An 18,669-nucleotide genomic window follows, 5' to 3' on the forward strand; every position below is an offset into this window, starting at 1 on the left:
TCGTGGCGGCAGAAAACACGAGGCACGAGCCGACGCTGTGGGCGGTCTCCGACCTGCACACCGGTCACCTCGGCAACAAGCCCGTCACCGAATCGCTGCATCCGTCGTCGCCGGACGATTGGCTGATCGTCGCCGGTGACGTCGCCGAACGCACCGACGACATCCGCTGGTCGCTGGATCTGCTGCGACGACGGTTCGCCAAGGTCATCTGGGTGCCCGGCAACCACGAATTGTGGACCACCGGCAAGGACCCGATGCAGGTCTTCGGCCGCGCCCGCTACGACTACCTGGTTCACATGTGCGACGAGATGGGCATCGTCACCCCGGAGCATCCGTTCCCGGTGTGGACCGAGCGGGGTGGCCCGGCCACGATCGTGCCGATGTTTCTGCTCTACGACTACACGTTCCTGCCGGAGGGGGCGACCAGCAAGGCCGAAGGACTGGCGATCGCGCGCGAGCGCAACGTGGTGGCCACCGACGAATTCCTGTTGTCGCCCGAGCCGTACGGCACCCGCGAGGCCTGGTGCCGGGATCGGTTGGCGGCCACCCGCAAGCGCCTGGAAGACCTCGACTGGATGACGCCGACGGTGCTGGTCAACCATTTCCCGCTGGTGCGCGAGCCCTGCGACGCGCTGTTCTACCCGGAGTTCTCGCTGTGGTGCGGCACCACCGAGACCGCCGACTGGCACACCCGCTACAACGCGACCTGCTCGGTCTACGGGCACCTGCACATTCCCCGCACCACCTGGTACGACGGGGTGCGCTTCGAGGAGGTGTCCGTGGGCTACCCGCGAGAGTGGCGGCGCCGCAAGCCATTCAGCTGGCTGCGCCAGGTGCTTCCCGATCCGCAGTATGCGCCGGGGTACCTCAACGATTTCGGCGGCCACTTCGTCATCACACCCGAGATGCGTAAGCAGGCCGAGCAGTTCCGGGAACGGTTGCGGCAGCGGCAGTCCCGATGACCGACGCGACGCTGCTGTCGTCGGTGCTGCCCGACGAGAGTCACGATCTGGCTTTTGCCGAGCTGTATTCCGACCCACCCGGGCTGGCGCCGCTGCCCGAGGAAGAGCCGCTAATCGCCCGTTCGGTGGCCAAACGGCGCAACGAGTTCATCACCGCCAGGCACTGCGCCCGGATCGCGTTGGGTGAACTCGGGTTACCGCCGGTGCCGATTCTCAAGGGCGACAAGGGCGAACCGTGCTGGCCCGACGGAGTCGTCGGCAGCCTCACCCACTGCACCGGCTACCGCGGCGCGGTGGTGGGCCGCAGCAGTGCGGTGCGTTCGGTGGGCATCGACGCCGAACCGCACGACGTGTTGCCCGACGGGGTGCTGGACGCGATCACGTTGCCGGAGGAGCGCCATGAAATCGGCGCGTTGCCTGAGCGTCTGCACTGGGATCGAATCCTGTTCTGCGCCAAGGAGGCAACGTACAAGGCGTGGTTCCCGTTGACGCGCCGGTGGCTCGGTTTCGAGGACGCCCACATCGTGTTCGACGTGGACCCGGACGACTCCACCGGTGAGTTCGTCTCCAAGATCCTGATCGACGGCGCCGCGCTGTCGGGCCCGCCGCTGACCGCGCTGCGCGGACGGTGGTCGGTGCGAAACGACTTGGTGCTGACGGCGATCGTGCTGTGAACGCCGGCCTGGTCATCGTCGACAAGCCCGCCGGTATGACGAGCCACGACGTGGTGGGGCGGTGCCGGCGGATCTTCGGCACCCGTCGCGTGGGTCACGCGGGAACGCTGGACCCGATGGCCACCGGCGTGCTGGTCATCGGAGTCGAGCGGGCGACCAAGATCCTCGGACTGCTGACCGGCGCATCGAAGTCCTATGCGGCCACCATCCGCCTCGGCCAGTCGACATCCACCGAGGACGCCGAAGGTGAAGTGCTGCAAGAGGTTTCCGCTGAGCACCTGACCGACGACGCGATCAGCACAGCCATCGCGGCGCTGCGCGGCGACATCGCCCAGGTGCCGTCGGCGGTCAGCGCGGTCAAAATCGGCGGCCGGCGAGCGTATCGGCTTGCGCGGGAAGGGCAGGCGGTCGAACTCGCGCCAAGGCCGGTGCGCATCGACCGGTTCGAGCTGCTGGCAGTGCGTCGGCACGGTCGGCTCGTCGACCTCGACGTCGAGGTCGACTGCTCGTCGGGAACCTACATCCGCGCGCTGGCACGCGATCTCGGTGACATGCTCGGCGTCGGCGGGCACTTGACCGCGCTGCGGCGCACGTGCGTCGGGCGCTTCGGGCTGGATCAAGCGCGCACGCTCGACGAGCTGGCCGAGCAGCCGCGGCTGAGCCTGAACCTCGACGAAGCGTGTCTGCAGCTGTTTGCGCGCCGGCAGCTCAGCGCCGACGAGGCCGAGGCCGTCGCGAATGGCCGGCCGCTGTCAGCGGCCGGCATCGACGGCGTCTACGCCGCCTGTGCGCCCGATGACCGGGTGATCGCGCTGCTGCGCGACGACGGCCCGCGCACGAAATCGGTGGTCGTCATCCGCCCCGCCACGTTGTAGCGCGAGCAGGCGCGACGCCGAATCGGTAGTCGTGAATGTTGAATCGCCTGCTGCGCCAAGCGGATTCCAGCGTGGTGGTCGGGCGCAGCGGGACGTCACCGTTCTTGTCGAAGTAGTAGCTGTTGGCCGACGCGCAGCTGTCTTGCCAGAAGATCTGCCGCCGTCGACGCCGCATCATCTCGGCAAAGTATCGGTCGTTGGCCTCCTGCGTGACCTCGACATACCGGGCGTTGCGCGCCCGGGCATGTTTGAGGCAGCGGATGATGTGCGTCGACTGCGCCTCGATGAGTGCGAAATACGACGACCCGTTGTAGCCGTAGGGACCCATGATCGAAAAGTGGTTCGGGAATCCCGGTAGGCTGACGCCCTCGTAGGCCTGCAGGCGGTGGGTGTCCCAGTACGCGCGCTGGTCGACTCCGCCCACCCCGATCAGTTCGTAGGTCGGCATGTTGTCGGGGTCCATCACTTTGAACCCGGTGGCGAGAATGAGAACGTCGATCGGATGCTCGCTGCCGTCTAAGACGCGAACGCTGTGCCGGTCGATCCCCACAATCGGCTCGGTCTCCAGATAGACGTTGTCGCGGTTGTAGGTGGCCAAATACTCGTTGTGGAAGGCCGGCCGTTTGCAGCCCAGGCCGTAGCGCGGTGTCAGTCTGTCGCGAACCACCGGGTCGTGCACTTGGCTGCGCAGATACATGCGGGCCAATCGCATTGCCATCGGCGACATCCCGGGTATGGCGCCGTGGTAGTGCGCCGGGATCGGGAACGTCGCCTCGACGAAGATCTGGCTGGCGAGTCTGGTGAGCACCTGTCCGCCGGGCAGCCCGGTCAGCAGCCGCGGCACCGTACCGCGCAGCGACAGGTCGGGTTTGGGCAGGCACCAGATCGGCGTACGTTGGAACACGGTCAGGTGAGCGACTTTTGGCGCGATCGCCGGAATCACCTGCACGGCCGATGCGCCGGTCCCGATGATCCCGACCCGCTTGTCGGTCAGATCCTGAGTGTGGTCCCAGCGCGCGGTGTGCATGGTGATGCCGGCGAAGTCGTCGATGCCGGGAATCTCCGGACGCACCGGGCGTGTCAGCACGCCGCACGCATTGATGACGAAGCGGGCCGTGAGCCGCTCACCCGCGGAGGTGGTCAGCCGCCACAGGCAGTCCGATTCGTCGAACTCTGCCCTGACAACCGTGGTGTCGAACCGAATCTTCGGACCTAGCCCGTACTTCTGTACGCAGTGCTCGGCGTAAGCCTTCAGTTCGTGGCCCCGCGCATAGCTGCGTGACCAATTCCGTCGCTTCTCGAACGAGTACTGGTAGCTGAACGAGGGGATGTCCACGGCGATGCCCGGATACGTGTTCCAGTGCCATGTTCCGCCGACGCCGTCGGCCTCGTCGACGATGACGAAATCCTCGAAACCGGCGCGGCGCAACTTGATCGCGGTCCCGATGCCGGAAAACCCCGCACCGATGATGACGATCGCATGGTCGGGGACCGATCCGATGTCGGTCGACATCGTTGTCTCCCTTCCCGCGAAGGTGGGCCAGATCTAGGTGCACCGAGTAATCTGGTATCGCCTGAGACCAGTTTTGGCCGCGGGAGCCGTTTCGTCAAGATCGACGATTTGCGAGGATCGGGAAATGGGCCGCAGATCGAGCCTCTACGGCGGTCGGACCGCCGAGCAGCGCCGCAAGGAACGGCGCAAGCGGCTGATCGGCGTGGCCCGTGAGATCTGGCGTGAAGCGGGCTGGGCCGCCGTCACGATGCGCCAGGTGTGCGCGCGGGCGGCGCTGAACTCACGGTATTTCTACGACGACTTCTCCGACCGCGACGAACTGCTCGTCGCGGTGTGGGACGGAGTGCGCAAGGAGCTGCTGGGCCAGCTCGCCGACGTTTTCGTCGCGGACCCCGAGCGGCCGCCGCTGGACACGATGCGGCAGGCGGCCACGGTCGTGGTGAAGTGGGTGGCCGAGGACTTCCCCCGGGCCCAAATCCTGCTGGGTATCCATTCGGGATGCCGTGCACTGGAGATGCGCAGGCAAGAGTCGATGCGCGAGATCGTCGAGATGGTCAATCTCGTGGCACAGAGCTATGTGCGCGACGACGCGGACACCGCCGCATTGCACGTCGACATCGTCATCGGCCTCAACGGCTTCGTCGGGCTCATCAGCGAGTGGCATGCCGGCACCATCGACCTAGACGAAGACGCGCTCATCGAGCAGGTCACCCGGCTTGGCACGACGATTGCCCGCCAGCACCTGAGCCTCGACGACACAACGAGCCGTACGCTGAGCCAATGACAAACAAGGTTTACGTCGTCGGCGTCGGCATGACGAAGTTCGAGAAGCCGGGCCGCCGGGAAAACTGGGACTACCCCGACATGGCGCGGGAGTCCGGCACCAAGGCGCTCGAAGACGCGGGCATTGACTACCGCGAGGTCGAGCAGGGCTACGTCGGCTATGTCGCCGGCGATTCGACGTCCGGGCAGCGGGCGCTCTACGAGCTGGGCATGACCGGGATTCCGATCGTCAACGTCAACAACAACTGCTCCACCGGCTCGACGGCGCTTTTCCTTGCGGCGCAGGCGATTCGCGGCGGTCTCGCCGATTGCACGATCGCGCTGGGCTTCGAGAAGATGCAACCCGGCTCGCTGGGCGGTGGCGCGCAGGACCGCGAATCGCCGATGGCCCGGCACGTCAAGGCGATGGCCGAGATCGACGAGTTCGCGATGCCCGTCGCACCGTGGATGTTCGGTGCCGCGGGACGCGAGCACATGCGCCAATACGGCAGCACTGCAGAGCATTTCGCCAAGATCGGCTACAAGAACCACAAGCACTCTGTGAACAACCCGTTCGCGCAGTTCCAGGAGTCCTACACCCTCGACGACATCCTGGCGGCGCGGATGATCTCCGATCCGCTGACCAAGCTGCAGTGTTCGCCCACCTCGGACGGTTCGGGCGCGGCGATCCTGGCCAGCGAGAAGTTCGTCGACAAGCACGGGCTGGCCGGCCAGGCGACCGAGATCGTCGGCCAGGCGATGACGACCGATTTCGCTTCGACCTTCGATGGCACCGCCAAGAACCTGATCGGCTACGACATGAACGTGCAAGCCGCACAACAGGTTTACCAGCAGTCTGGCCTCGGCCCGGAGGACTTCCAGGTGATCGAGTTGCACGACTGCTTCTCCGCCAACGAGCTGCTGCTCTACGAGGCACTCGGGCTATGCGGCGAGGGTGAGGCGCCCAAGCTGATCGACAACGGCGACACCACCTACGGCGGCCGTTGGGTGGTCAACCCGTCCGGCGGTCTGATCTCCAAGGGTCACCCGCTGGGTGCGACGGGTCTTGCGCAGTGCGCCGAGCTGACCTGGCAGCTGCGCGGTACCGCCGACAAGCGTCAGGTCGACAACGTGAACGCCGCGCTGCAGCACAACATCGGCCTCGGCGGCGCGGCCGTCGTCACCGCGTACCAACGCGCCGAGCGGTAGCTCAACCGGCAACACCCACTCGATGAGCTGAACGAGCAGCCCGGAGTGTGTCCGGAAATATCAAATTACTGTCCGGCTTGCTCATTCCGACGACCGACCGTCGGTCCTAGCGTCGGTGGCATGTTTCGCTCATCGGCCACACACCTGGCCGACAAAGGAGTCCTGATCACGGGCGGCGCCCACGGGATCGGGGCACACGTCGCCCGCCGGATCGCCGCGGTCGGCGCCCGGGTCGCAGTGCTGGACCGCGATGTCGACGCCGCGCGGCGACTGGCTGCCGAACTCGGCAGTGCCGCAGCGGTATTCGAAGCAGACGTGACTTCCGCCGAGTCGATGGCGGCAGCGTGCAGTGCGGTGGCGCAGGGATTCGGCGGTATCGACGTGGTGGTAGCCAATGCGGGCATTGCGGGGCCAGGAGCGACCGTCGCTGCGGTGGATCCCGCCGCGTGGCGCAACGTCATCGACGTCAACCTGCTGGGCGTGCTCCACACCGTTCAGGCGGCGACACCGTATATCCGGCAACGCCGCGGATACATCGTCGCGGTCGCGTCGATCGCCGCGGCGATTCCGGGACCGACCGTCAGTGGGTATGTGGTGTCGAAAGCCGGGGTTGAATCGCTGATGCGGTCGGTGCGCATCGAGCTTGCCGCCGACGGGGTCGATGTCGGAATCGCCTACTTCGGATTGGTCGACACCGGATTGGCGCAGCAGGTGCTGACAAACTCGGGCTTGAGCGCCGTCATGGCGGCGCTGCCCGCCGCGGTCAGCAAACCGATCCCGGTGGACGCGGCGGCCAGGGCGATCGCCGCGGGGATCGAGCGCCGCGCGCGCCGAATCTACGCACCTCGTTGGGTTCCGCTGCTACTCGATCTGCGGCCTCTGCTCTTCCTCGCTGACCGCGTGCTGGCCAGGTCGCCGCGCATGCGGCGCGTCATCCGCGCCGCCGAGGGCATGGAAGTATCCGCATGACGCAACGACAAGCTTCGGTGGGGATCGTCGGCGCCGGAATGTCCGGGCTCTGCCAGGCAATCCTGCTGCGTGAGGCCGGCATCGCAGATGTCACGATCTACGAGAAATCGCACGACGTCGGCGGAACCTGGCGCGACAACACCTATCCCGGCTTGTCTTGCGACGTGCCGTCACGGTTCTATCAATTCACCTTCGCGACCCACCCGGACTGGACGAAGCTCTTCTCGCCGGGCTCCGAGATCTTCGATTACTTCCGTTGGGTGACAGAGGAATACGCGCTCCGCGATGCTATCCGGTTCGGTGTCGAGATCGTTGACGCCCGATTCCAGGACGGTCGCTGGGTCCTCACCACCGATGCGGGGGAGTCGGTGTCGCACGACTTCCTGATTTCGGCCGCCGGTATTCTGCGCGAGCCGCGAATACCGACCATCGAAGGGCTGGCCGAATTCCGCGGCCCCGTCATGCATTCGGCCCGCTGGGACCACACCGAGGATCTGACCGGCAAGCGGGTGGCCGTGATCGGGACCGGGTCCACCGGCGTCCAGATCGTCTGTGGGCTGGCGGGTTCCGTCGGGCGTCTCGATCTGTTTCAGCGCAGCGCACAGTGGGTGCTGCCGTTGCCCAATCCGAGCTACCGCCGCTGGTCGGGTCCACTGCATCGCAAGCTGCCGATTCTCGACCACCTCGCTTACCACGGATACAACCGGGCCTTCGAGTGGTTCGCCCACGCGCTGGTCGAACCGGGATGGCGCCGCCGTTTCCTCGGCGCCCTGTGCCGGGCCAACCTCGCCACGGTCAGTGACCGCGAGTTGCGTCGCCGACTCACGCCCGACTATCAGCCGATGTGCCGGAGGCTGGTCATCTCGGCGGGCTTCTACCGCGCGATGCAGCGCAACAACGTCAACCTGGTCGACACCGCAATCGACCACGTCGAAGGGCGCGGCATCGTCACCGTGGACGGCACCCTGCACGAGCTCGACGCCATCGTGCTGGCCACCGGTTTCGACGCCCACGCATTCATGCGTCCGATGACGCTTGTCGGCCGCGACGGCCTCACCGTCGAACAGCTGTGGGAACACGGGCCTAAAGCCCACCTCGGCGTGGCATTGCCCGGCTTCCCCAACTTTTTCATGCTGATGGGCCCGCACAGCCCGGTCGGCAACTACTCGTTGACCGCGATCGCCGAAGCCCAGGGCGCGCACATCCTGCGCTGGATTCAGCGCTGGCGCGACAACGAGTTCGACACCGTCGCACCCACGTTGCGTGCGACGGACGAATTCAACGCGAGCATGCATCGCGCGATGCCCGGTACCGTCTGGGCAACCGGCTGCACCAGTTGGTATTTGGGCGCCGACGGCCTGCCCGAGCTGTGGCCGTGGACGCCGAATGCCTATCGGCGCCGGCTCGCCGCAGCGCCCGACGTTCGCGACTATGACATCTCCAGCGCTAGGCGTACAACGTCTCAAATTGCTTGATCGAGCGCTCGATATCTCCCTTGACGGCTCGGGCCGCGGCCGCGCCGATCGGCCCGAACAGCGGCTTGCCGCCCATGTCGATCCGAAGCGCGAACTTGCAGCCCGATGCCGTCGGGGTGACGGTCAATTTCAGCCCGTACTTGGTGCCGCCCACGCCGTCGCCGCTAATCTCGAGCAGCCTCGGCGGGTCGAGTTTCTGTACCGTCCACGTGACGCGGTTGCGCATGCCCTTGGCGCCGGCCACCCCGACCAACGTCGTACCAACCGCGAGCTCGGCCGGCACGTCTGACCGCCAGCCTTGATGCATGGCCAGCCAGTCGCCGAGTTCGGCCAGATTCGATGCGTGGGCCCACGCTTGGTCACAAGGCAACGACAGATCGCGGGCAAGCTCGACTTTGGCCATCCGTCGATCCTAAGTGAGCTGGTGCAATGCGCCGGAACCATCCGTACGCGACGCCAATTGATATGTTCGGACACATGCGGGTCGACAGCTCGGACGTGGAATGGGACGTTCCCCGGCCGGCCGCGACCTGCCGGCACCTGCTGGAAGCGGCGCGGCTGCACGGCATCGCCGCCGTCGAATGCCTCACGGGCACTGGCTTGACGGTTGCCGACATCGCGGACAACACAATCGAAGTGCAGGCGGGCCAAGAGCTTACGATGATTCGTAATGCCCTTGCCCGCGTCGGCGATTCGCGTGAGTTCGCTCGTGATGTCGGATTACAGTACAACTTTGCGAACATGGGCGTACTCGGCTACGCGTTGCTGGCCAGTCCGACGATCGGTGATGCGGTCAACGTGGCTTGCCGCTATGCGACGTTGTCGTCGACCTTTCTTCGTCTGACCCGCCACGACACGCATGCCGGCGCTGTCCTCGAGTTCGACACCAGCCACGTTCCGGCCGATGTGCGGCAGTTCATGCTCGAACGTGACATGTTCGCCCTCACCAATCTGGCACCGCTGCTGGTCGGACAACTGGAATCACCCGTGGCGCCGAAGGTCGAGTCGGCGGGCATCGACTTGCCGGTGGACCGGTTCGAGATTCCCGGGCTGACAATCGAGTTCGATACGTCGTCGACCCGCACCGCGATCACCATACCGACGGAGCTGCTGCAGCTCGCAATGCCGGCGGCCGATGCCGCCACCGCGGCGGTGTGTGTAGAACAATGCGAAGACCTGTTAGCGCAGCGCCGCCAGCGCCGGGGTATGGCTGCGTTGGTGCGCACCCGGCTCATCCGCGATCCCGGTGAGCTGCCGTCGATGGCCGCAGTCGCCGAGGAGTTCTGCATCACCGAACGCACGTTGCATCGTCGTCTCGCGGCCGAACGCACGAGTTATCGCGCACTCGTCGACGAGGTCCGCGTGACTCTCGCGTCGGTGTTGCTTGAATCGGGCCTCACCGTCGAGGAAACAGCGCGGCAACTCGGGTATTCGGAGACGGCCGCGTTCACCCGCGCCTTCATCCGCATGCGCGGCAAACCGCCCAGCAAGCATCGCCGACGTGCGTCGTGACTACCTGTCGTCGGGCAGCAGTCGGAACGCTTGTGCGCCCGTCAGGGGAGTGACGGCACGGAAATCTCGCCGGTCAAATGTGAGCACCGCGTCGGTTTCGTACTGCTCGGCCAGCACGACGGAGACCGCGTCGGTGAGGTCGAGACGCAAAGCGTCGTAACGGTTTTGGATACTTCGCGCGGTCCGCAGGGTGGGCGCCGAAACGGCCGGGACCGCAACGCGGCCGGTGCGCTCCTGCGCGAGCAGCCAATCGTTGGTCGCGAGTGCCTCCCGCCGACCGACATTTCGGGTGATGACGTGTTCGATCTCGAGGAAAACCAGCGGGGAGATCACGGTGAGTGCCGCCTCGATCAGAACCTTCCGTGCCGCCATGTGTTCCGGGTCAGCGGAGTTGAAGGCAACCACAAGCCCGGACGTGTCCCCCACAACGATCATTCCGCGCTGTCTGCAACAGCGTCGGCGACCACCTGATGGATCTCCTCAGCAGTCACCGGATGCCCAAAATCCAGCGTGGGAATGTCCCACTTGTCGGGCCAGCGACGAGCCTTCAGTGCGGCGAGGTGGAAGGCTTCGCGAAAGTACTCCGATTCGGGCCGCCCCTCACGCGCGGCCGCTTCCTTGATCACCGCAAGGTCGTTCTCGTCGACCATCACCGTCGTCTTCTTGAGTGCCATAAGGTTATGGTACCAGCGCCATAATGCAGATGCGGAATCGAACTTACATGCAACGGTGCATGTATTATGGCTGCTGACGCCGAAGGAAAGTCCGAGAGGCGGGTCAGCGGTGGCGGCGAACGGTGACGGTGTGGCAGCGCGGCGCACGCAGGCGGAGCGCAGCGCGGCGATGCGCACCCGTCTGCTGGATGCGACGGTCGAGTGCCTGGTCACCCACGGTTACGCCGGAACGACGACACCACGGATCGCCGAGATGGCCGGAGTCACCCGCGGAGCCCAGGTCCACCACTTCCGGTCAAAAGAAGATCTGGTGGTAGCGGCCATTGAGCACCTGGCACAACAGCGCGCGCAAGCCGCGATCCGTGAACTCGGCCGGCTGCACGACAGCCCGGACCCTGTTGCGGCGGTGCTGGACTTCCTGTGGGAGGTCCACCAGGGGCCGTTATTCGTTGCGTCGATGGAACTTTGGATTGCCGCGCGCACCGACCGCGTGCTCGCGCGACAGATCGAGCGAGTGGAACCGGTCGTCGACAGTGCGCTGGTCGCGGCGATTTCCCAAGTGCTACCAGAACACCCGGCCCCGAAGGAACTCGCAAACATCGTCTACACCGCAATGGATGCGCTGCGCGGGATCCTGGTCGCGAGCTTCGTCGACCAGGACACCGAACGTGCCCGGCGGCGCTGGGGGCGTGCCTGCACCCATTTGCGCGAAATCGCTGCTGCGGTTTTGCCGGCGTTGGATTGAGCAGCCGCGCACGTTCGTTCGTGACCTCGTACGGACCTATCGATCCGCCGTGACCAGCGCATACACACTTGCTTGCAAAGATACAAGCAAGTGTGTATGTTTTTGTGCCAGGCAACCGGCCCGCTGAAGGGAGCGTGATGTCCAACAAGGTCTACGTCGTGGGCGTCGGCATGACGAAGTTCGAGAAGCCGGGCCGGCGGCGGGGTGACGATGGGTCGGCGTGGGATTACCCGGACATGGCCCGCGAATCGGGCACCAAGGCGCTTGCGGATGCGGGCATCAGCTACGACCTGGTGGAGCAGGGCTACGTCGGCTACGTCTACGGCGAGTCGACCTCGGGTCAGCGGGCACTCTACGAGTTGGGCATGACCGGCATCCCGGTGGTCAACGTCAACAACAACTGCTCCACCGGCTCGACGGCGCTTTACCTTGCCGCGCAGGCGATTCGCGGCGGACTGGCGGACTGCACGATCGCGTTGGGTTTCGAGAAGATGAAACCCGGCTCGCTGGAAGCGTCCTACGACGACCGCGCTCAGCCGATGGACAAGCACATCTTGGCGATGGCGGAGATCTCCGAGGTGCTGTTTCCGCCGGCGCCGTGGATGTTCGGCGCGGCCGGTCGTGAGCACATGAAGCAATACGGTTCCACCGCCGAGCATTTCGCAAAGATCGGCTACAAGAACCACAAGCATTCGGTGAACAACCCGTACGCGCAGTTCCAGGAGGAGTATTCGCTCGACGACATCCTGGCCGCCCGGATGATCTACGAACCGCTGACCAAGTTGCAGTGTTCGCCGACCTCGGACGGATCCGGTGCGGCGATCCTGGCGTCCGAGACCTTCGTCGACGAGCACGGTCTCGCGTCGCAGGCGGTGGAGATCGTCGGGCAGGCGATGACCACGGATTTCGCGAACACCTTCGACGGCACGTGCAAGGCACTGATCGGCTACCACATGAACGTGGCTGCCGCACAACGGGTGTACGAACAATCCGGTTTGGGTCCGCAGGATTTCCAAGTCATCGAACTGCATGACTGCTTCTCGGCCAACGAGCTGCTGTTGTATGAGGCACTCGGGCTGTGCGGTGAGGGCGAGGCCCCCAAGTTGATCGACAACGGCGACACCACCTACGGCGGACGCTGGGTGGTCAACCCGTCCGGCGGGCTGATCTCCAAGGGACACCCTTTGGGGGCAACGGGTTTGGCGCAGTGCGCCGAGCTGACCTGGCAGCTGCGGGGCGCCGCCGATCAACGCCAGGTCGACGGCGTCGCCGCGGCGCTGCAACACAACATCGGTCTCGGCGGCGCCGCCGTCGTCACCGCCTACCAACGCGCCGAGCGCTGAAAATCCGACCATCAAGGAGCAAACACCATGGGACACATCGAAGCCACCAAGAAACTGTCGGCCAGCCCCGAAGCGCTGTGGGCGATCGTGTCCGACGTCGCCAACTGGGACAAATGGTTAACCGTCCACGAAAAGTGGCTGTGCGACGTGCCGGAGACGATCACTGTCGGAACCACGCTCACCGCCAAGATCGTCATGCTCGGCATGGCCAACAAGATCGAATGGAAGATCGAGAAGCTGGACGCGCCGACCACGTTCGCGCTTTCGGGGACCGGAATGGCCGGTGTCACGGCTTTCTTCGAGTTCACGGTGACACCGTCCGGTGACGGCTCGGAGTTCAGCGTGGCCGGTGATTTCGAGGGCGCCCTGGTCAAAGGGGCGCTGGCCAAGGCGGTCGAGAAGGACGGCGCCAAGCAACTCGACAAGTCGTTGGAGCAGCTCGACGCGCTGGCCTCCGCGGAGGTCTGAGGTGGCCGACGACGAATTAGCCTTTGACGACGACGGTTTGAACACGTGGACCGATGAGGACCGGTTCGAAGTCACGCGGGAGCGGCTCGTCGAGTACGCGAAGGCGACCAACGACCCGATCCCGGCGCACCTGGCCGGTGACGTCGCGCCGCCGGTGTTCGCCATCGTGCCGGTGTTCGAGTCACTGCTTACCCCGACCGTGGACGTCGCACCGGTCGAGCTGATCCCGCGGGTGGTGCACGGCGAGCAGGACTTCCATTTCCACCGGCCGATCCGGCCCGGCGACAAGCTGGTCTCCCGGGGCAAAATGATCGGCTACGAGGGGTTGGAGAAGGGCACCCGCGCAGCGGTCTACCTCGAATGCCGCACCGAGGACGGCGAATTGGTCAACGAGCAGTACGTGACGTGCTTCTTCCGCGGCCACAACGCCGGTAAGAAGGTGGGCGAGCTCAGCCCGAGCCACAAGTTCGACGACGCGTTGCACGATCTGCCGCCGCTGGCCAAGATCGTCCAACACGTCGACGCCGACCAGACGTTCCGGTATTCGCCGGCCGCGGGTGATCCGATGCCGATCCACCTCGACGAGGAGGTGGCCCGCGACGCCGGGCTGCCGGGCATCATCGCCCACGGCTTGTGCACCATGGCGTTCACCTCATGGGCGGTGCTCACCGAGGTCGGCGGATCAGACGTCAACCGCCTCAAGAGGTTTGCGGTGCGGTTCTCCAAGATGGTCTTCCCCGGGGATGATTTGGAAACCCGGATCTGGCAGGCGGGCCGTGCCGGCGGCGCGACGACGTACGCGTTCGAGACCGCACGCAATGGGGATGCCGGCGAGGAGTTCGCCATCACCGACGGCCTGGCCGTCATCGCCGACTAATTCGACGGGAGTACACAACGTGGGAGTTTTGGACGGACGGATCGCCGTCATCACCGGCGCCGGCCGCGGCATCGGCCGCGAGCACGCGCTGCTGTTCGCGGCCGAGGGCGCCAGCGTGGTCGTCAACGACCTGGGCGGCAGCAACACCGGCGAGGGCGCCGATGCGGGACCGGCGCGCGACGTCGTCGACGAGATCCTTGCCGCGGGCGGCATCGCCGTCGCCAACACCGACAACATCGCCACCTGGGACGGCGCGCAAAGCGTTGTGCAACAGGCCATCGACGAGTTCGGTGGGTTGGACGTGCTGGTCAACAACGCCGGAATTCTGCGGGACAGCTTCATCGCCGGGTTGGAGGAATCCCAATGGGACGCCGTTATCGCCGTGCACCTCAAGGGCCACGTCGCGATGCTGCACCACGCTGCGGCCTACTGGAAGGCGCAGAGCAAGGCCGGTAACCAGCCCAACGCCGCCGTCGTCAACACCGCGTCGGGATCGGGTTTGACGGTCGCGAACGCTGGACAGGTGAACTACGGGGCGGCGAAGGCGGGCATTGCCGCGATGACGTTGATCGCGGCGGAGGAGTTGGACCGATACGGGGTGCGGGTCAACGCGATCGCGCCGATCGCCCGTACCCGGCTCACCCTGGCCACGCCGGGCATGGGGGAGCTGATGGGTGAACCGGAAGAGGGAGAGGTGGACCTGTTCAGCCCGGCCAACATCTCGCCGCTGGTGGCCTACCTGGCGTCGGAGAAGTGTTCGCTCACCGGGAAGGTGTTTGCGGTGCAGGGCGGCGCGATCTCCGAGCTGGCCGGTTGGCACGACGTGAAAACCATTGAAACCGACGGCCTCTGGCTGATCGACGACATCGCGGCGAGGTTGGCATGATCGAATGGTCGGAATCCGACGAGCTCATTCGCGAGAGCGTCCGCGAGTTCATCGACAAAGAGATCCAGCCGCACCGCGACGGGCTGGAAAGCGGTGAGCTGTCGCCGTATCCGATTGCGCGCAAGCTGTTCAGCGAGTTCGGCCTGGACGTGATCGCCGCCGAGGCCATCAAGACCATCCTGGACAAGGAGCGCGCCAAAGCGGCCGCGATCGCCGCGGGCGAAACTCGACCGGAGAAGCGCGAGGGATCGTCCGGTTTGGGGGACATCGGTGCGCAGGCCTCGATGGCCGCGGTGCTGGTGTCCGAGCTGGCCGGGGTCAGCATCGGGCTGCTGAGCACCATCGGGGTCAGCATCGGCCTGGGGGCGGCCACCATCATGAGCCGCGGCACGCTGGCGCAAAAGGAGCGGTGGCTACCCGAGCTGGTGACGCTGGAGAAGATCGCTGCCTGGGCCATCACCGAACCCGACGCCGGCTCGGATGCGTTCGGCGGCATGAAAACTCACGTCGAGCGTGACGGCGACGACTACATCCTCAACGGGCAGAAAACATTCATCACCAACGGCCCGCACGCCGACGTGCTGATCGTCTACGCCAAACTCGACGACGGCTCGTCGGTCGACCGGCGCAACCGCCCGGTGCTCACCTTTGTGCTCGATTCGGGAATGCCGGGGCTGACCCAGGGCAAGGCGTTCAAGAAGATGGGCATGATGTCCTCGCCCACCGGCGAATTGTTCTTCGACAACGTGCGGCTGACCCCGGACCGTCTGCTCGGTGAGACCGAAGCGCACAGCTCTGGGGACGGCCGCGAAAGCGCCCGCGCGAACTTCGCGGCCGAACGGGTGGGCGTCGCGCTGATGGCGCTCGGGATCATCAACGAATGTCACCGGCTCTGCGTCGATTACGCCAAAACCCGCACCCTGTGGGGGCAGAACATCGGGCAGTTCCAGCTGATCCAGCTCAAGCTGGCCAAGATGGAGGTGGCGCGGATCAACGTGCAGAACATGGTATTTGCGACGCTGGAGAAGCTACAGGCCGGCAAGATGCCGTCGCTGGCCGAGGCATCGGCGATCAAGCTGTACTCCTCGGAGGCGGCCACCGACGTCGCGATGGACGCCGTGCAGCTGTTCGGCGGCAACGGCTACATGGCCGAATACCGGGTCGAACAACTGGCCCGCGACGCCAAGTCGCTCATGATCTACGCCGGCAGCAACGAAGTTCAGGTCACCCACATCGCCAAGGGCCTGCTGGCCGGATGATCACCGAGACCCGGGCGAGCTACAACGGGGTCGGCACCCGGGTGCTGTCGGTGCCCGGCAGTGGGACGCCGATCGTGTTGCTGCACGGGTTCGCCGACAGCGCCGACACCTGGCGGCCGGTGCTCACCAGGCTGGCGGCGGCCGGGCATCGTGGGATCGCAGTCGACCTGCCCGGCTTCGGCCAGGCCGACGCACGGTTGCCCGGGCCGATGGTGCCGCAGTTCGACGCGTTCGTCGACGCACTCCTCGCCGAGACCGGTCCGGTTGTCCTGGCAGGCAATTCGCTTGGTGCGGCGACCGCGGTCCGCGCCGCCGGCCGCAATAGGTCGGTGAAAGCGCTGCTTGCGGCTGCTGATCCACTCAACGCCCGGCACTGGTTGGCCCGTCGGGCCCGCGCCCGTGAAATGCCCGAGGCGTTCTGGACACGTGTGAGCCGGTTCCCGATACCCATGCGGACGCTGCGCTGGGCGACCCGCCACGCCGCGCCGAAGGTGCTCTACGGGCCTGGAAGCAAAGCGGATCCCGACGTCGTGGCGTATTGGACACAGCTGGTGTCGCGGCCATCCGATGTCGCGGCGCTGGGACGCGACGCCTTCCGGTACGCCTTTGAATCCGCTGACGCACACCGCGGCGTGCGGGTCAGCTGCCCGACCGTCGTCGTGCACGGCGCGCGGGATCGCATCATCCCGGTGCATTCGAGTCGCACTCTGCACCAACAGATCCCGGGCAGCGAGTTGGTGATCCTGCCGCGGTCCGGACACTGCCCGCAGCTGGACAACCCGGACGAGGTCACCCGGCTCATCCTGGAGCTGTGTGGCCGCGCCGCAAAGCCCACGGAGTCGGCCGGATGAACAACCGCGTGACTGTCGAGAAGCTGCGGGAATACGCCAAGAGTGCGCGTGTGTTGCTGCGCAGCGGCATCGTCGAGCCGCGGCGACCCGATCACATCGCGCGGTCGCTTTTCAGCTTCCACCGCTACGGTCCGTTCGCCGGCGTGGTGAACCATGCCGCCGCGCGGTACGGCGATGCGCCGGCGATCCTCGATGAGCAGGGCACGCTGAGTTTCCGGCAGCTCGACGAGCGGTCCAACGCGCTGGCGCGCGGGCTGCGCCACCTCGGAGTCGGCGCGGGCGACGTGGTCGCGGCACTGTGCCGCGACCACCGCGGGCTGGCCCTGACCGTCATCGCGGCCAACAAGGTCGGCGCGCGACTTGTCCTGATGAACACCGGCTTTGCCAAACCGCAATTCGCCGATGTCGCCGCCCGCGAAGGCGTGAGCATCGTATTGATGGACAATGAGTTCGCGGGCCTGCTTGACGCGATACCGTCCGAGATACCACGCATCCTGACTTGGATTGACGACGCAGCCAACGGTTCCACGACAATCGAGAACCTCATCGAAGGCCAACCGGTGACGCCGGTGGCCGCACCGCCGAATCCCGGCGGCATCGTGCTGTTGACCAGCGGAACCACTGGCACACCCAAGGGCGCACCGCGGGACCGCATCGATCCTCTGCAATCGGCGCAGCTGCTGGACCGCATACCCTGGCCCTCGCGCGAAACATATTGCGTCGCAGCACCGTTGTTCCACGCCACCGGATTGGCCGTCTTCACGCTCGGCCTCGCGCTGGGCAACCGGGTCGTGCTGCGGCGGCGCTTCGATCCGGAAAGAACCCTGCAGCTCATTGCCGAACATCGGGCAAGCACCGTGGTCCTGGTGCCGACGATGCTGCACCGCATCGTGGAACTGGGGCCCGACGTGCACGCGAAATACGACACGTCGTCGGTAAAGATCATCTTCGCCGCGGGATCCTCGCTCTCGCCCGACCTCTGCAAGCGCACCGCGGCGATCTTCGGTGACGTGCTCTACAACCTGTACGGTTCGACCGAGGTTTCCATCGCCACGGTGGCCACGCCGCAAGAACTGCGCGAAGCCCCGGGGACGGTGGGCCGGCCGCCGGTGGGGTGCCGCGTGAGGCTCTACGACCAAGAGCGCCAACGTATTACCGAACCGGGGGTCACCGGAACGATTTTCGTCTCCAGCGGGCTGAGCTTCAAAGGCTATACCGGCGGGGGGCACAAGGAGATCGTCGACGGCCTGCTGTCGAGCGGGGACGTCGGGCATTTCGACGAAAACGGCTTGTGGTTTGTCGACGGTCGCGACGACGACATGATCGTCTCGGGTGGCGAGAACGTCTTCCCGCTGGAAGTCGAGAACCTGCTGGCCGATCGAGACGACGTCCGCGAGGCCGCGGTCATCGGGGTGGACGATCCCGAGTTCGGGAAACGGTTGCGCGCCTTCATCGTGCCGGCACCGTCCTGCAATCGCGACGCCGACGAGATCAAGGCTTACGTGAAAGCGAATCTTGCCCGGCACAAGGTGCCTCGCGATGTGCTGTTCGTCGACGAGTTGCCTCATAACGCGACCGGCAAACTGCTGCGGAACCAGCTGGCCGGGGGGTAGCG

The 18,669-nt window shown here is 65.8% G+C and carries 20 protein-coding genes; 16 read left to right on the forward strand and 4 right to left on the reverse strand.

The window, feature by feature from the left end; all coding sequences use genetic code 11:
• The first annotated feature begins 2 nt into the window (after window positions 1–2).
• Genes AWC14_RS27580 through truB form a run of 3 tightly spaced genes read left to right on the forward strand, consistent with a single transcriptional unit; the run spans window position 3 to window position 2,511 of the window.
• Window positions 3–962 (forward strand): metallophosphoesterase family protein, encoded by a 960-nt coding sequence (locus tag AWC14_RS27580; RefSeq protein WP_045383118.1) that lies wholly within the window; start codon window positions 3–5, stop codon window positions 960–962.
• Window positions 959–1,636 (forward strand): 4'-phosphopantetheinyl transferase PptT, encoded by a 678-nt coding sequence (pptT, locus tag AWC14_RS27585; RefSeq protein ID WP_045383116.1) that lies wholly within the window; start codon window positions 959–961, stop codon window positions 1,634–1,636. The genes AWC14_RS27580 and pptT overlap by 4 nt, the downstream gene beginning before the upstream one ends.
• Window positions 1,633–2,511, forward strand: a complete 879-nt coding sequence (gene truB / locus AWC14_RS27590) for a tRNA pseudouridine(55) synthase TruB (RefSeq protein ID WP_081968271.1) — start codon at window positions 1,633–1,635, stop codon at window positions 2,509–2,511. The genes pptT and truB overlap by 4 nt, the downstream gene beginning before the upstream one ends.
• Here the strand turns inward: truB and AWC14_RS27595 are convergent.
• Window positions 2,489–4,024, reverse strand: coding sequence for a flavin-containing monooxygenase (locus tag AWC14_RS27595; protein WP_045383114.1), 1,536 nt, complete (start codon window positions 4,022–4,024; stop codon window positions 2,489–2,491). The genes truB and AWC14_RS27595 overlap by 23 nt on opposite strands.
• A 124-nt stretch (window positions 4,025–4,148) precedes the next feature.
• On the opposite strand from AWC14_RS27595, the gene AWC14_RS27600 reads away from it, so the two are divergent.
• The 4 genes from AWC14_RS27600 to AWC14_RS27615 all read left to right on the forward strand — a co-directional run bounded on the left by AWC14_RS27600 (window position 4,149) and on the right by AWC14_RS27615 (window position 8,439).
• Entirely contained in the window at window positions 4,149–4,808 is a 660-nt protein-coding gene (locus tag AWC14_RS27600; protein WP_045383112.1) for a TetR/AcrR family transcriptional regulator, read from the forward strand.
• Window positions 4,805–5,995, forward strand: coding sequence for a lipid-transfer protein (locus AWC14_RS27605; RefSeq protein WP_045383110.1), 1,191 nt, complete (start codon window positions 4,805–4,807; stop codon window positions 5,993–5,995). Before AWC14_RS27600 ends, AWC14_RS27605 begins: the two co-directional genes overlap by 4 nt.
• A 120-nt stretch (window positions 5,996–6,115) precedes the next feature.
• Window positions 6,116–6,964, forward strand: coding sequence for a short-chain dehydrogenase/reductase (locus AWC14_RS27610; protein WP_045383108.1), 849 nt, complete (start codon window positions 6,116–6,118; stop codon window positions 6,962–6,964).
• A complete protein-coding gene (locus AWC14_RS27615) occupies window positions 6,961–8,439 on the forward strand; it encodes a flavin-containing monooxygenase (protein WP_045383106.1) in 1,479 nt (492 codons plus the stop codon). The genes AWC14_RS27610 and AWC14_RS27615 overlap by 4 nt, the downstream gene beginning before the upstream one ends.
• On the opposite strand, the gene AWC14_RS27620 is transcribed toward AWC14_RS27615, so the two are convergent.
• Entirely contained in the window at window positions 8,411–8,842 is a 432-nt protein-coding gene (locus AWC14_RS27620; protein ID WP_045383104.1) for a type II toxin-antitoxin system Rv0910 family toxin, read from the reverse strand. The two genes, AWC14_RS27615 and AWC14_RS27620, sit on opposite strands and share 29 nt — an antisense overlap.
• A 74-nt stretch (window positions 8,843–8,916) precedes the next feature.
• On the opposite strand from AWC14_RS27620, the gene AWC14_RS27625 reads away from it, so the two are divergent.
• A complete protein-coding gene (locus AWC14_RS27625; RefSeq protein WP_069601539.1) occupies window positions 8,917–9,951 on the forward strand; it encodes an AraC family transcriptional regulator in 1,035 nt (344 codons plus the stop codon).
• Here the strand turns inward: AWC14_RS27625 and AWC14_RS27630 are convergent, their stop codons facing one another.
• A complete protein-coding gene (locus tag AWC14_RS27630; RefSeq protein WP_045383102.1) occupies window positions 9,952–10,386 on the reverse strand; it encodes a type II toxin-antitoxin system VapC family toxin in 435 nt (144 codons plus the stop codon).
• Entirely contained in the window at window positions 10,383–10,625 is a 243-nt protein-coding gene (locus AWC14_RS27635) for a ribbon-helix-helix protein, CopG family (RefSeq protein ID WP_045383100.1), read from the reverse strand. The genes AWC14_RS27630 and AWC14_RS27635 overlap by 4 nt, the downstream gene beginning before the upstream one ends.
• A gap of 169 nt (window positions 10,626–10,794) precedes the next feature.
• Between AWC14_RS27635 and AWC14_RS27640 the strand changes: the two genes are divergently transcribed.
• The 8 genes from AWC14_RS27640 (at window position 10,795) to AWC14_RS27675 (ending at window position 18,667) form a co-directional block, all read left to right on the forward strand.
• Window positions 10,795–11,370, forward strand: coding sequence for a TetR/AcrR family transcriptional regulator (locus AWC14_RS27640; RefSeq protein WP_081968273.1), 576 nt, complete (start codon window positions 10,795–10,797; stop codon window positions 11,368–11,370).
• A 137-nt stretch (window positions 11,371–11,507) separates the two neighbouring features.
• Window positions 11,508–12,713, forward strand: a complete 1,206-nt coding sequence (locus AWC14_RS27645) for a lipid-transfer protein (RefSeq protein ID WP_045383098.1) — start codon at window positions 11,508–11,510, stop codon at window positions 12,711–12,713.
• A gap of 27 nt (window positions 12,714–12,740) precedes the next feature.
• A complete protein-coding gene (locus AWC14_RS27650) occupies window positions 12,741–13,181 on the forward strand; it encodes a type II toxin-antitoxin system Rv0910 family toxin (RefSeq protein ID WP_045383096.1) in 441 nt (146 codons plus the stop codon).
• A gap of 1 nt (window position 13,182) precedes the next feature.
• Window positions 13,183–14,058 carry a MaoC/PaaZ C-terminal domain-containing protein gene (locus AWC14_RS27655; RefSeq protein WP_045383093.1) on the forward strand — a complete coding sequence of 292 codons (876 nt, stop codon included), beginning with the start codon at window positions 13,183–13,185 and terminating at the stop codon, window positions 14,056–14,058.
• A gap of 19 nt (window positions 14,059–14,077) precedes the next feature.
• Window positions 14,078–14,944, forward strand: coding sequence for an SDR family oxidoreductase (locus AWC14_RS27660; RefSeq protein WP_045383091.1), 867 nt, complete (start codon window positions 14,078–14,080; stop codon window positions 14,942–14,944).
• Complete coding sequence (locus tag AWC14_RS27665) at window positions 14,941–16,203, forward strand: acyl-CoA dehydrogenase family protein (RefSeq protein ID WP_045383089.1); 1,263 nt, start codon at window positions 14,941–14,943, stop codon at window positions 16,201–16,203. The genes AWC14_RS27660 and AWC14_RS27665 overlap by 4 nt, the downstream gene beginning before the upstream one ends.
• Window positions 16,200–17,054, forward strand: a complete 855-nt coding sequence (locus tag AWC14_RS27670) for an alpha/beta fold hydrolase (RefSeq protein ID WP_045383087.1) — start codon at window positions 16,200–16,202, stop codon at window positions 17,052–17,054. The genes AWC14_RS27665 and AWC14_RS27670 overlap by 4 nt, the downstream gene beginning before the upstream one ends.
• On the forward strand, window positions 17,051–18,667 hold the full coding sequence (locus AWC14_RS27675) for an acyl-CoA synthetase (RefSeq protein ID WP_045383085.1): 1,617 nt from the start codon (window positions 17,051–17,053) through the stop codon (window positions 18,665–18,667). Before AWC14_RS27670 ends, AWC14_RS27675 begins: the two co-directional genes overlap by 4 nt.
• The last annotated feature ends 2 nt before the right edge of the window (window positions 18,668–18,669 follow it).

The sequence above is a fragment of the Mycobacterium kyorinense genome (genome assembly GCF_002101735.1).
Taxonomy (GTDB): Bacteria; Actinomycetota; Actinomycetes; order Mycobacteriales; family Mycobacteriaceae; genus Mycobacterium; species Mycobacterium kyorinense.

What these genes read in the sequence shown, in the direction of transcription:
- AWC14_RS27600 (WP_045383112.1), top strand. Translation starts at nt 4,149, where the DNA reads ATGGGCCGCAGATCGAGCCTCTACGGCGGTCGGACCGCCGAGCAGCGC.
- AWC14_RS27630 (WP_045383102.1), bottom strand. Translation starts at nt 10,386, where the DNA reads ATGATCGTTGTGGGGGACACGTCCGGGCTTGTGGTTGCCTTCAACTCC.
- AWC14_RS27635 (WP_045383100.1), bottom strand. Translation starts at nt 10,625, where the DNA reads ATGGCACTCAAGAAGACGACGGTGATGGTCGACGAGAACGACCTTGCG.
- AWC14_RS27670 (WP_045383087.1), top strand. Translation starts at nt 16,200, where the DNA reads ATGATCACCGAGACCCGGGCGAGCTACAACGGGGTCGGCACCCGGGTG.
- AWC14_RS27650 (WP_045383096.1), top strand. Translation starts at nt 12,741, where the DNA reads ATGGGACACATCGAAGCCACCAAGAAACTGTCGGCCAGCCCCGAAGCG.
- AWC14_RS27645 (WP_045383098.1), top strand. Translation starts at nt 11,508, where the DNA reads ATGTCCAACAAGGTCTACGTCGTGGGCGTCGGCATGACGAAGTTCGAG.
- AWC14_RS27620 (WP_045383104.1), bottom strand. Translation starts at nt 8,842, where the DNA reads ATGGCCAAAGTCGAGCTTGCCCGCGATCTGTCGTTGCCTTGTGACCAA.
- AWC14_RS27595 (WP_045383114.1), bottom strand. Translation starts at nt 4,024, where the DNA reads ATGTCGACCGACATCGGATCGGTCCCCGACCATGCGATCGTCATCATC.
- AWC14_RS27665 (WP_045383089.1), top strand. Translation starts at nt 14,941, where the DNA reads ATGATCGAATGGTCGGAATCCGACGAGCTCATTCGCGAGAGCGTCCGC.
- AWC14_RS27625 (WP_069601539.1), top strand. Translation starts at nt 8,917, where the DNA reads ATGCGGGTCGACAGCTCGGACGTGGAATGGGACGTTCCCCGGCCGGCC.
- AWC14_RS27610 (WP_045383108.1), top strand. Translation starts at nt 6,116, where the DNA reads ATGTTTCGCTCATCGGCCACACACCTGGCCGACAAAGGAGTCCTGATC.
- pptT (WP_045383116.1), top strand. Translation starts at nt 959, where the DNA reads ATGACCGACGCGACGCTGCTGTCGTCGGTGCTGCCCGACGAGAGTCAC.
- AWC14_RS27615 (WP_045383106.1), top strand. Translation starts at nt 6,961, where the DNA reads ATGACGCAACGACAAGCTTCGGTGGGGATCGTCGGCGCCGGAATGTCC.
- AWC14_RS27640 (WP_081968273.1), top strand. Translation starts at nt 10,795, where the DNA reads ATGCGCACCCGTCTGCTGGATGCGACGGTCGAGTGCCTGGTCACCCAC.
- AWC14_RS27675 (WP_045383085.1), top strand. Translation starts at nt 17,051, where the DNA reads ATGAACAACCGCGTGACTGTCGAGAAGCTGCGGGAATACGCCAAGAGT.
- AWC14_RS27605 (WP_045383110.1), top strand. Translation starts at nt 4,805, where the DNA reads ATGACAAACAAGGTTTACGTCGTCGGCGTCGGCATGACGAAGTTCGAG.